Consider the following 11,619-nt stretch of genomic DNA (forward strand, 5'->3'; position numbering starts at 1 on the left):
CGGATGCCTCCCCAACGCGGGCCACAAAAACCAGAGGACGCCGATCCAGATGCCGGACAACAATGCTCCCCGCAACGACGTCGCCATCGATCCCGCCGTTGCGGCCATCGCCGCCGAGATGCGCGGCTGGCGCCACCATCTCCACGCCCATCCCGAAACCGCCTTCGAAGAGCACGAGACCGCGGCTTTCGTCGCGGGCAAGCTTGCCGGGTTCGGCATCGAGGTTACGACCGGCATCGGCCGCACCGGTGTGGTCGGCACCATTCATGGTCGCCAGGGTGCCGGCCCCGCGATTGCGCTCCGCGCCGACATGGATGCGCTGCACGTGACCGAGGTCAACGACTTCGCCCACCGCTCGCGTCATCCCGGCCGCATGCATGCCTGCGGTCATGACGGCCACACCGCCATGCTGCTGGGTGCTGCCAAAGTGCTGGCGGCGGATCCCGATTTCGCCGGCACCGTCCATCTGATCTTCCAGCCCGCGGAAGAGAACGAGGGCGGCGGCCGGGCGATGGTCGAAGACGGGCTCTTCACCCGCTTCCCGGCCGACATGGTCTTCGGCATGCACAACTGGCCGGGCCTGGCGCTCGGCCGGATGGCGATGGCGCCGGGGCCGATGATGGCCGGGTTCGACATTTTCGAAATCACCATCCGCGGCCGCGGCTGCCATGCCGCCATGCCCGATCTGGGCCGCGATGCGGTGACGGCGGCGGCCCATCTGGTCACCCAGCTGCAGACCATTCCGGGCCGGTCGATCAACCCGCTCGACGGCGCGGTGGTCTCTGTCACCCAGATCCATGGCGGCGACACCTGGAACGTGATCCCCGAGACGATCGTGATCCGCGGCACCGCGCGCAGCTTCCGGCCCGAGGTTCAGGCGGTGATCGAACGCCGCCTCGCCACCCTGGTGGAACATTCGGCCGCCGCGCACGAGTGCACGGGCGAGCTGCGCTATGAGCGCCGCTATCCCGCCACCATCAACACCGCCACCGAAACCGCGCTCGCGGCAACCGCCGCGGCGAGGGTGGTCGGCGAGGCCGCCATCGACCACAGCCCCACCCCCTCAATGGCCTCGGAAGACTTCGCCTTCATGCTGGGCGAAAAGCCCGGCTGCTATGTCTGGCTCGGCAACGGCCCGACCGAGGGCGGCTGCCTGCTCCACAACCCGGCCTACGACTTCAACGACGATGCCGCCCCGATCGGCGCCAGCTGGTGGGTGCAGCTGGTCCGCACCGTGCTCGCCGGCTGAAGACCCGTCCGGGCCTACCCCGCCGCCTCCCCCCGGCCCCGCTCCAACTCGCGGATCACGTATTCGCGCAGCCGCTGGGCCGGGGGGCCGATATCGGCGGCCACCAGCAGCGCCATCTCAGTATCGGCCAAGGCCGGCAGCCCGGCCTCTTCATCCAGCATCACCAGATCCGCCGGCACCATGTCCTTGGGCAGCACCGTCACCCCCAGCCCGGCGCGCACCGCGGCATGGGTGCCGGTCAGCGCGCCGCAGGTATAGGCGATCCGCCAGGGCCGGCCCGCCGTATCCAGCGCATCGGTCGCGCGCTTGCGATAGACGCAGGGCGCCGGCGACACCGCCAGCGGCAGGGGCCCCTGGCGCATCGCCACCCCGCGTTCGGCCGCCACCCAGACCAGCGGCTCGCGCCAGACCCGGGTGCCGAGCAGCGGCGCGCTCGGCTCGCGCTTCACCAGGGCCAGATCCAGATCGCCGGCCGCGAAGCGGTCGAACAGGTTCAGCGTCAGATCGCAGGTGACCTCCAGCCCCACCGCCGGATGTTCCTGGGCAAAGCGCGCCAGCACCCCGGGCAGATGGCTGGTCGCGAAATCCTCGGGCGCCCCCAGCCGTACCAGGCCCGCAATCTCGGGCTGGCGCACCCGGTCCATCAGTTCGTCGTTCAGCGCCAGGATCCGGCGGGCATAGTCGACGATCACCTGGCCTTCGCCGGTCAGCCGCACATGGCGGGGGCCGCGCTCCAGCAGCACCGCTCCCACCCTCTCTTCCAGCCGCTTGATCTGCAGCGAAATGGTGGACTGGTTGCGCAGCAGCCGGTCGGCGGCGCGGGAAAACCCGCCCGCATCGGCCACGGTCACCAGCGTGCGCAGCAGGTCGACATCCAGGTTTACGGGTGCAGCCATTGCCATCCTCAATATTTACCATCGCAATGGAAAGGCATCGAATTATCAATTTCTCAAAAGACATGGTGCGGGGCAGCATAGGGTCAAGCCGGCATCATCCGGGCCGGCGACGCCTGAGCGGAGCGGAGGCGCGCCCATGACTGACCAGACCCCCCATCGGCCCCGACCCGGCCCCCGGCATGGTTGGACCAACCAGCCGATCAGCATCGTTTTCGGCGACGGCATCGGCCCCGAGGTGATGCAGGCGAGCCTCAGGATCCTGCTTGCGGCCGGCGCGCGCATCGCGGTGGAACCGGTGGATCTGAGCGGCCGCCCCGGGGATGCGGAGGAAGATCATGCCCGGCTGCTCTCGGCCGCCCGGCAGAGCCTGCGCCGCACCGGCGTGCTCTACCGCGCCCCGGTCACCACGCCGCCGGCCGGGGTGGCCTGCCCGGTGCAGGTGCTCAGCCGCGATGCCGATCTCTTCGCCACCACCCGCCCCTGCCGGGCCATGGCGCCGGCCATCGCCACCCGCCACCCGGCGATGGATCTGATCATCGTTCACGACCTGCCCGGGGCGGCCCGGGGCGATGCCCGGCAGATGCGGGCCGAGCGGCTTCTGCACCATGCCTTTGCGGTGGCGCGCCGGCAGGGGCTTCGCCGGCTCGATGCCTTCGTCGAACATCCGGATGCGCTGACGGCAGAGCTGTTCGATGCCGTCGCCGGCCATTATCCCGACATCGCCGCCGGCCGCCGGCGCCTTGAAACCGGTCTGGCCGGGCTGGTCGATCGTCCGAACGGCTTTGGTGTCGTGGTCGTGCCGGGCCGCCATGGCGATCTGGTGGCGACGCTCGCCGCCCGCCTTGCCGGCGGCGTGGGGCTTGCCCCCTCGGCCGCGCTCGGCACCGATTGCGCCATGTTCTCAACCGTGCACGGCACGGCGCCACAGCTGGCCGGGCGCGACCGGGCCAACCCGTCGGCCATGCTGCTCGCGGGCGTGATGATGCTGCACCATATCGGCCAGCATCGGGTTGCAGAATGCGTCCACGATGCCTGGCTCGCCACCATCGAAGACGGCATCCACACTGCCGACATGATCAATCCGGGCACCACCCGCCTGCGCCCGGGCACCCGCGGCTTCGCCGATGCGGTGATCACCCGCCTGGGTCAGGCCCCGCGGATGCTCCGCCCGGCGGCGGCGGCGAGCCCGCACCACAACCAAAACATTATGATGAAGGCCTGATCATCACCCATTGATGGCATTTTGGGACAGTGCCATTCTGGTCACCATCGACCAGACGGGGGAAGGCCCATGCTCGATCCGATGAAGGTGCCGCAAGGCGGCTACAACCAGGAATACCGTCAGCATCCCAAATTCCCCGGCGGCTACATATACAGCCATGCCGGCGGCGATTACGATGCCTGGATGAACGCGGTCTATCCACTGCTGCCCGATCGGGTCGCCTTCGGCGATCCCGATGCGCCCGCAGCCCTGGTGAAGGATGAACCCGGCACCAATGGCGTGCCGCAGACGGCGGTGCTCTACCCCTATCCCGGCACGCCCCAGGCGGGTACGCCCTGGGCCTTCACCCTGATGGCAGGGCGGGCTGCGATCGATTTTCTGCTCATCGCCCGCATCCTGTTCATTCAGCCGGTTTTGAACCCCGACGGCACGGCCAGCGCCTGGTCGTCGGGGCTGATCGAGCGTCACACCGAAACCACGCTGCTGGCCGGCAACACACTCACCGAACTGGTCGGCGACCAGGGCGATCGCTACGCCCTGGTCGCCTCCTTTCCCGGCGCCGACATCGACGATCTGCCGCCGCCCCCGCCCGGCTACAGCTATGATAAGAAGCCGCTGGACCAGGATTTCACCCTGGTCTGCCGCCGCTTCGCCCATATCCTGATCACCGACGGCTACAACTTCCAGCGCTGGGACCAGGGCAACGCGCCGGATTGACCGGCTCAGACGCGAGCGATCGCCGCGACATACTCGTCCACCACCTGCTTCAGCGCCCGGGTCTGGCCGGCCAGCTCGCCAGCGGCGGTGTTCATCTCCGCCGCTGCATGGCCGGTCTGGCCGGCGGCATCGGCGATGCCCGAGATCGCGCGCAGCACTTCCGACGTGCCGGCCGATGCCTGCTGAGTGTTGCGGGCGATTTCCGCGGTCGCCGATACCTGTTCCTCCACAGCCGAGGCCACAGCGGTGGTCAGCGCCCCCACCTTGCCGATCGTGCCGGAAATCGACCGGATGGCATCCACCGTTCGCCCGGTGGCACTGGTCGCCGCATCGATCTGAACCTGGATCTCTTCGGTTGCGCGCGCGGTCTGATTGGCCAGGTTCTTCACCTCGGCCGCCACCACGGCGAAGCCCTTGCCGGCTTCGCCCGCACGTGCGGCCTCGATGGTGGCGTTCAGCGCCAGAAGATTGGTCTGGGCGGCGATCTGCTGGATCAGCTCGATCACGTCGCCGATCTTCTGGGCGTTCGTCGCCAGGTCCTGCACCGTATTGTCGGTGGTGCCGGCCTCGTCCACCGCAGCACGGCTCACATCCGCGGTCTCGGCCGTCCGGGCCCCCACCTCGCGCACCGATGCCGACAGCTCTTCCGCCGCCGTCGCCACGGTCTGGACATTGGCGGTCGCTTGTTCCGCCGCGGCCGCCACCGCCGTGCTGCGGCCGCTCTGCTCCTCTGCCGTGCGCGACAGGGCATCGGCGCTGCCGCGCACCTGTTCGGCCGCCCCCGACAGCGTCGAGACGATGCCGGCCACCCGGTTCACGAAGCCCTGGGTCAGCGCCTCGCGCCGCGCACGCTCGGCCTCCTGCGTCGCCTGCGCCTGCACCTGTTCGGCCGCCAGCCGGTCGGCCTCGATCAGCCCGGCACGGAAGGTCTCGACCGATTTGGCCATGGCGCCGATCTCGTCGCCACGATCGGCACCGGGGATGGTGATGCCCGTCTCACGCGCCGCAAGCCGGTTCATCGCCTCGGTCATCCGCCGGATGGGCGTGGACACGCTGCGCATCATCAGCAGGGTCGCCGCGATCGCCAGCACAAGGCCGCCCCCCAGCGCCGCGATCAGCACGGTCATGCCGTTTTCGGCCGCACGCCTGGTCTGTTCGCCCGACCCAGCCGCGGCGGCCGAGTTGAACTCGATCAGATCGTCGAGTTCACGGATCAGCAGCGTGCGGTTGGCCGCCGCGAACAATCCCCGCGCCCCATCCTGATCACCGGCACGAAGATCCGCCACCAGCGGCTCGTTGCGGGCAAGATAATCCGCCCAGGCGACCTTGACGCCCTCGAAGTGGCCGCGCTCCTCCTCGTTGGTAACCAAAGGCTCGTAGGCGGTCAGAAGCCCGCCGACCTGCTCGGCGGCTTTGGCCGCATCCGCAAGCCGATCCTTCACGTCCGCGTCTTCGGTAGCGATGATCGCCCCGGAAATATTGATGCGATGTTCCGAGACCGCATTCTGCAGCCGCGCGATCAGCTTCAGGCTCGGCACGCGATTGTCCCGCAGATCGCCCGCCGCCTGGTCCAGAACCGACAACTGAGCAATACCCGACACACTCGTCGCGGCAATGACAAGCGTCAACGCCACGAACGCGACGATCAGCCTGGCGCCGATCGTCCATTTCGATGTCTTCATAAATACTCGCTTATCTGGGGAGAAGCTCTGCGACGTACGTGCGCGGGCAGACACTCTTAAAAATAGACTCATTCAACAGTGTGGTTCAACATTTAAATCCGCGGAAATCTTCGGGCGAAATATTGTCAGGCGGCCCGATCTGGCCCAAAAAGAAACTGGCGGGCCTTATCGCAGGGCCCGCCGGATCCGGAATCGAAGATATTCATCGATACGACTGACGCAAACTTGCGTCGATTCAGCAATCTCAGACCTTGGCCACCTCGTCGACATAGCGGTCGACCACGTCTTTCAACTCGCGGGTCTTGCCGGCCAGGGCGCGCGATGCCCCGCTCATTTCCTCGGCCGACCGCCCGGTCAGCCCGGCGGCCGATGCGATGCCGGCAATCGATTCCAGCACTTCCGACGTGCCGGACGATGCCTGCTGGGTGTTGCGTGCGATCTCGGCGGTCGCCGCCACCTGCTGTTCCACGGCAGAGGCGACCGCGGTGGTCAACGCCCCCACCCGGGTGATGGTGCTCGAAATTTCGCGGATCGCCTCCACCGTGCGGCCGGTGGCGCCGGTCATGGCGTTGATCTGTGCCTGGATCTCTTCGGTCGCCCGTGCGGTCTGGGTCGCCAGGTTCTTCACTTCCGATGCCACCACAGCGAAGCCCTTGCCGGCCTCACCCGCACGCGCCGCCTCGATCGTGGCATTCAGCGCCAGAAGATTGGTCTGCTCGGCGATCTGCTGGATCAGTTCGATCACGTCGCCGATCTTGCGGGCGCTGGCGGCCAGTTCCTGCACCGTACCGTCGGTCGCCTCGGCCTGGCGCACCGCGGCGCGGGTGACGTCGGCGGTCTCGACCGTGCGTGCGCCCACCTCGCGGATCGATGCCGCCAGTTCTTCCGATGCCGTCGCCACGGTCTGGACATTGGCGCTCGCCTCTTCCGCCGCCGCCGCCACCGTGGTGCTACGTGCCGACTGGTCATCGGCCGTGCGCGCCAGACCGTCGGCACTGCCGCGCACCTGTTCCGATGCCCCCGACAGCGTGGCCACGATGGTGGCGATCCGCGACACGAAGCCCTCGGTCAGCGTCTCGCGCTTCTGGCGCCGGGTCTCTGCCTCGGCGCGGCTACGCTCCTGCTCCGCCGCCATCCTGTCGGCGTGGATCATGCCGTCGCGGAAGGTTTCCACCGCCTTGGCCATGGCGCCGATCTCGTCACCGCGATCGGCGCCCGGGATGTCGACGCCGGTATCACGATCGGCCAACCGCCGCATCGCCTCGGTCATCTTTCGCACCGGCGTCGACACGTTGCGGATCATCACCAGCGTCGCCACGATCGCGATCACCAGCCCCACCGCCATCGCGACCCCCAGCACGGTGATCGCGCTTTCATAGGCGGCCCGCGACCGGACGCCGGCCGTGACCGAGTTCTCGACATTCATCTGGCGCAGCTTGTCCAGCTCGGCCACCACCGCCTCGCGCGCCGCCCGGCTCTCGCCCAGATACAGCGCGTCGGCCGCGACACTGTCGCCGCTGCGGACGGCCGCAACCATCTTTTCGGTGGCTTTCAGATACGCCTCCCAGGCGGCCGCCACCAGCTTCACCTCAGCCGCTTCCACCTCGTCCGAGACCAGGCCCTGATAGACTTTACCGGCAGCGGCAAAACCCTCTGCATAGCCGCTCATCTGCTCCAGATAGGCCGGTCGTTTGGCCGGATTGTCATCCACCACCAGCCGGCTGGCGGCGATGCGGTGGTTCTGCACCGCATTGCTCGCCTCGGCGACGATCTTCAGGCTTGGGATACGGTTGTCGCGCAACTCATAGGATGCGTCTTCCAGCGTCGCCAGCTGCGAGAAGCCGAACACGCCGGTCAGCAGGATGACCGCCGTCAGGGTTGCAAAAGCGATGATCAGCTTCTTGCCGATCGACAGAGAGGATATGGACATCGCGGATGATCTCGAAAACCAGAGGGGAGACCCGCGGGAACGGCAAACGGGCCGCTGAATATTTAGCGCCCGCATACCTTAATGAATCGATAAATGGCGAGACAGAGCTGACCACAAGATCATAGCACTATCTCGCCATTCATTACTTCAGATAGAATATGGAAGCATCTACATCTACATCAATAATATTGATCGAATGACGACCACGCCGGTCAGACCCGCGCGATCTCCGCCACATAGGTGTCGACCACCCGCTTCAGCTCGCGGGTGCGCTCCGCCAGCGCGCCGGATGCGGCGTTCATCTCCTCCGCCGCCTGGCCGGTATGGCCGGCGGCATCGGCGATGCCGGTAATGGACTGCAGCACTTCCGACGTCCCGGACGATGCCTGCTGGGTGTTGCGGGCGATCTCGGCGGTTGCCGCCACCTGTTCTTCCACGGCCGATGCCACCGCCGTGGTCAGGGCACCCACCTTGCCGATCGTCCCCGAAATCGACCGGATCGCCTCGACCGTGCGGCCGGTGGCACCGGTCATGGCGTTGATCTGAACCTGGATCTCTTCGGTCGCCCGGGCGGTCTGGGTCGCCAGGTTCTTCACCTCCGACGCCACCACCGCGAAGCCCTTGCCCGCCTCGCCGGCGCGGGCCGCCTCGATGGTCGCGTTCAGCGCCAGAAGATTGGTCTGGGCCGCGATCTGCTGGATCAGTTCGATCACGTCGCCGATCTTCTGGGCGCTGCCCGACAGTTCCTGCACCGTCGCATCGGTCTCTTCCGCCTCGGTCACCGCGCGGCGGGTGACGTCGGCGGTCTCGGCCGTGCGTGCGCCCACCTCGCGGATCGACGCGGCCAGTTCCTCGGCCGCGGTCGCGACCGTCTGGACATTGGCCGTCGCCTGTTCGGCCGCCGCCGCCACGGTGGTGCTGCGGCCGCTCTGGTCCTCGGCCGTGCGCGACAGCTCGTCGGCGCTGCCGCGCACCTGTTCGGTGGCGCTCGACAGCGTGGTCACGATGCCGGCCACCTGGTCGACGAAGCCCTGGGTCAGGGTCTCACGCCGCTGCCGCTGCGCTTCCTGCGCCGCGCGGGCCTCTTCCTGCTCGGCTGCCAGCCGGTCGGCGCGGATCATGCCGTCGCGGAAGGTCTCAACCGCCTTCGCCATCTCGCCGATTTCGTCGCGACGTGCGGCTCCCGGGATCTCGACCCCGGTATCGCGGTCCGCCAGCCGGCGCATGGCTGCGGTCATCCGCTTCACCGGCGTCGACACGCTGCGGATCATCAGCAGGGTTGCCGCCACCGCGATCAGCGCACCGATGATCATCGCGGCGATCAGCACCGTATGGGCGGTGTCATAGGCCTGATCGGCGCGCGTGCCCGAGGCATCTGCCCCCTCGGTGTTGTGCACGGTCAACGCCGTCAATGCATTGCCGAGGGACAGTCGGGCATCGCGGGTCTCGCCGCGATAGATCTGCTGGGCCGCCAGCAGGTCGTTCGCCGCCAGCAGGGCCAGCAGCTGGTTGCTCGACCGTTCATACGGGCCCCAGGCGGTCGTCGCCCGGCCGAACAGCCGGCGGTCCTCGTCGTCCGAGATCAGCTTCTCATAGGCGGCGAAGGACTCGGTGACCGCCTCGCCGGCCTTGCGGGCGCGCTCCAGCAGCGGCTTGCGGTTCTCGGGGCTGCCTTCCAGCACCGCGCCGGCCACCGCCAGCCGGTGTTCCAGCAGGTTGTTCGACAGGCGGGAGATGATCCGCAGGCTGGGCACCCGGTTGTCGCTCAGATCCATCGATGCCTGGTTGAGTGTGCCGAGCTGCAGAAGACCGACGATGCCGGTCACGATGACCACGGCGGTCAGGGTTGCGAAGGCGATGATCAGCCTGGCGCCGATCGATTGGGTCAGTCTGGACATGACAGCGGCTTTATCCTGGGGAGGAGGTCATGAAATACGGGCGGCCGATGGCGGGGGAGCCCCCGTGGCCGCATCGTCGCGCATGGAACAATCAGGTTGATTAACGAATCGATAATCCCGCATCGGAATTCGGCCGCAGCCGTTTGATTCATGAAGTCTTCATCCCCATTTCACCAAGACCTGTTTCTACCGGACCAACGACATTGGGAGGAAATCCGAACGATGCTGATCCGCGCCGACTTTGCGGCCCCTGCCCTGGTCCGTCCGGACCCACAGGACTGGATCGCCTCGCCCGCGGCCGGCGTGCACCGCCTGATGCTCGACAGGGTCGGCAACGAGGTCGCCCGCGCGACCAGCCTGGTGCGCTATGACCGGGGCGCCGGCTTTTCGCCCCATGTTCACGGGGGCGGCGAAGAAATCCTGGTGTTGAGCGGCGTGTTCGGCGACGAGCACGGCGACTATCCCGCCGGGACCTATCTGCGCAACCCGCCCGGCACGTCCCATGCGCCTCGGGCGCCCGAGGGGTGCATCCTGTTCGTGAAGCTCCGCCAGTTCCTGCCGGGCGACCGTCTGCAGCTGGCCCTGCCGGTCGACACGGTGGCCGGCACCGCCCTCGCCGGCGCCGCCGGGGTGACGGAGCGCCTGCTGCACGGCTTCGGCCCCGAACGGGTCACCATGCTCGATCTCGCGCCCGGTGCCGAACTGCCCGGCGGCAGGCGGCCGGGGGGAGAGGAGGTTCTGGTGGTTTCCGGCACGCTGATCGATGGCGCCCACGGGGTTCTGCCGGCCGGCAGCTGGCTGCGCCGGCCGCCGGGGCGGGTGGCTACCCGCCGCACCGACGGCGGCTGCCGGCTTTATGTCAAGACCGGCCATCTGCCGCCCGATCTTCAGGCCTTTGCCGCATGACCGCCGGCGGGCTGCCGGAGGGTTTCCGGATGCGCCGCACGGAACCGGCCGATGCCGATGCCCTGGCTCAGTTGATCACCACCGCCTTCGGCCGCACCGACGAGGCCGATCTGGTTCGCAAACTTGCTGCCGCAGGCGACGTTTCCCTGTCGCTGGTCGCCGAGGATGGCGCCGGGCAGCTGCTCGGCCAGATCCTGTTCGGCCCGCTTGGCATCCGCCTCGACGGTCGCGACGACCGGGATGATCCGATCCGCGGCCGCTTCCTGGCGCCGGTCTCGGTTCTGCCCGACCACCGCAGGCTCGGCATCGCCGCCATGCTGATCCGCTTCGGCCTGTCGCGGCTGCGCGCCGGTGGTGCCGAAGCGGTCTTCGTTCTGGGCGACCCCGCCTTCTACACCCGCTTCGGCTTCAGCGCCGAGCGCGCCGCAGGCTTCCGATGCCCCTGGTCGGGTCCCCATCTGATGGCACTGGAGCTTACCCCCGACATTCTGGGCGACGGCCGGGGCACCCTCACCTATCCGCCGGCCTTCGGTGGAGCCTGAGGCCGCATCGCCGGCTTACCTCTCGAAACAATCTTCCAGTACGATCGCCGATCGCGTGCGCTCCACCCCGTGGAACGCGGCGATCCGGTCGATCAGGGCGTTCAGCCGGTCCAGATCCTCGCAGCCCACTTCGGCCAGCAGGTCGAAGGGGCCCGAGACCGCGTGCAGCGAATTCACCTCCGGGCAGGCCTTCAGCTGCTGGATGACCTGCCGCCCCAGCTTGGGGCGCAGCTCGATCATCACATGGGCCCGGACCTTCGGCACCAGCCGCTCGCCCAGCTCCACCCGATAGCCGCGGATCACCCCCGTGGTCTCCAGCACCGCCAGCCGGTGACGCAGCGCCGTGCGCGACAGACCGACAATCCGGGCCAGCGCCGCGATCGGCATACGCGCGTCCACTTTCAGCGCCGCGATCAGCGCCCGGTTCACCGCATCCAGTTCCGGCTCCGCCATCGCATCCGACCCTTTCTGACCCGTATTAGCCGATTCGGCTATTAACGGCCCGAAAATAGCCGTTTCGTCAAGTGGCACCCGCCTCTTCCCAGCCGCAATGATCATCCCAGGGACCCAGCCAACA

General features: G+C 68.0%; 10 protein-coding genes. 5 read left to right on the forward strand and 5 right to left on the reverse strand.

From position 1 onward, the window contains the following. Positions 1–49 precede the first annotated feature (49 nt). Positions 50–1,249 (forward strand): M20 aminoacylase family protein, encoded by a 1,200-nt coding sequence (locus TMO_RS26290; protein WP_014748104.1) that lies wholly within the window; start codon positions 50–52, stop codon positions 1,247–1,249. 14 nt (positions 1,250–1,263) lie between these two features. Here TMO_RS26290 and TMO_RS26295 read toward each other — a convergent pair whose 3' ends face one another. Then, complete coding sequence (locus tag TMO_RS26295) at positions 1,264–2,145, reverse strand: LysR substrate-binding domain-containing protein (RefSeq protein ID WP_014748105.1); 882 nt, start codon at positions 2,143–2,145, stop codon at positions 1,264–1,266. Between the two features lie 136 nt (positions 2,146–2,281). Between TMO_RS26295 and TMO_RS26300 the strand changes: the two genes are divergently transcribed. Together TMO_RS26300 and TMO_RS26305 are read left to right on the forward strand one after the other, a co-directional pair. Continuing rightward, on the forward strand, positions 2,282–3,367 hold the full coding sequence (locus TMO_RS26300) for an isocitrate/isopropylmalate family dehydrogenase (protein WP_014748106.1): 1,086 nt from the start codon (positions 2,282–2,284) through the stop codon (positions 3,365–3,367). A gap of 69 nt (positions 3,368–3,436) precedes the next feature. Then, positions 3,437–4,084, forward strand: a complete 648-nt coding sequence (locus TMO_RS26305) for a hypothetical protein (RefSeq protein WP_014748107.1) — start codon at positions 3,437–3,439, stop codon at positions 4,082–4,084. Positions 4,085–4,089: 5 nt separating this feature from the next. On the opposite strand, the gene TMO_RS26310 is transcribed toward TMO_RS26305, so the two are convergent. The 3 genes from TMO_RS26310 to TMO_RS26320 all read right to left on the reverse strand — a co-directional run bounded on the left by TMO_RS26310 (position 4,090) and on the right by TMO_RS26320 (position 9,594). Further along, entirely contained in the window at positions 4,090–5,766 is a 1,677-nt protein-coding gene (locus TMO_RS26310) for a methyl-accepting chemotaxis protein (RefSeq protein ID WP_014748108.1), read from the reverse strand. A gap of 244 nt (positions 5,767–6,010) precedes the next feature. After that, positions 6,011–7,696 (reverse strand): methyl-accepting chemotaxis protein, encoded by a 1,686-nt coding sequence (locus tag TMO_RS26315; RefSeq protein WP_014748109.1) that lies wholly within the window; start codon positions 7,694–7,696, stop codon positions 6,011–6,013. A gap of 212 nt (positions 7,697–7,908) precedes the next feature. Beyond that, positions 7,909–9,594 carry a methyl-accepting chemotaxis protein gene (locus tag TMO_RS26320; protein ID WP_014748110.1) on the reverse strand — a complete coding sequence of 562 codons (1,686 nt, stop codon included), beginning with the start codon at positions 9,592–9,594 and terminating at the stop codon, positions 7,909–7,911. Positions 9,595–9,816: 222 nt separating this feature from the next. On the opposite strand from TMO_RS26320, the gene TMO_RS26325 reads away from it, so the two are divergent. Together TMO_RS26325 and TMO_RS26330 are read left to right on the forward strand one after the other, a co-directional pair. Beyond that, positions 9,817–10,500, forward strand: coding sequence for a cupin domain-containing protein (locus TMO_RS26325; RefSeq protein ID WP_014748111.1), 684 nt, complete (start codon positions 9,817–9,819; stop codon positions 10,498–10,500). 29 nt (positions 10,501–10,529) lie between these two features. Next, entirely contained in the window at positions 10,530–11,042 is a 513-nt protein-coding gene (locus tag TMO_RS26330) for a GNAT family N-acetyltransferase (RefSeq protein WP_014748112.1), read from the forward strand. 15 nt (positions 11,043–11,057) lie between these two features. Here the strand turns inward: TMO_RS26330 and TMO_RS26335 are convergent, their stop codons facing one another. Then, positions 11,058–11,495, reverse strand: a complete 438-nt coding sequence (locus TMO_RS26335; RefSeq protein ID WP_014748113.1) for an Lrp/AsnC family transcriptional regulator — start codon at positions 11,493–11,495, stop codon at positions 11,058–11,060. Between the last annotated feature and the right edge of the window lie 124 nt (positions 11,496–11,619).

Source organism: Tistrella mobilis KA081020-065 (assembly GCF_000264455.2).
Lineage (GTDB): Bacteria > Pseudomonadota > Alphaproteobacteria > Tistrellales > Tistrellaceae > Tistrella > Tistrella mobilis.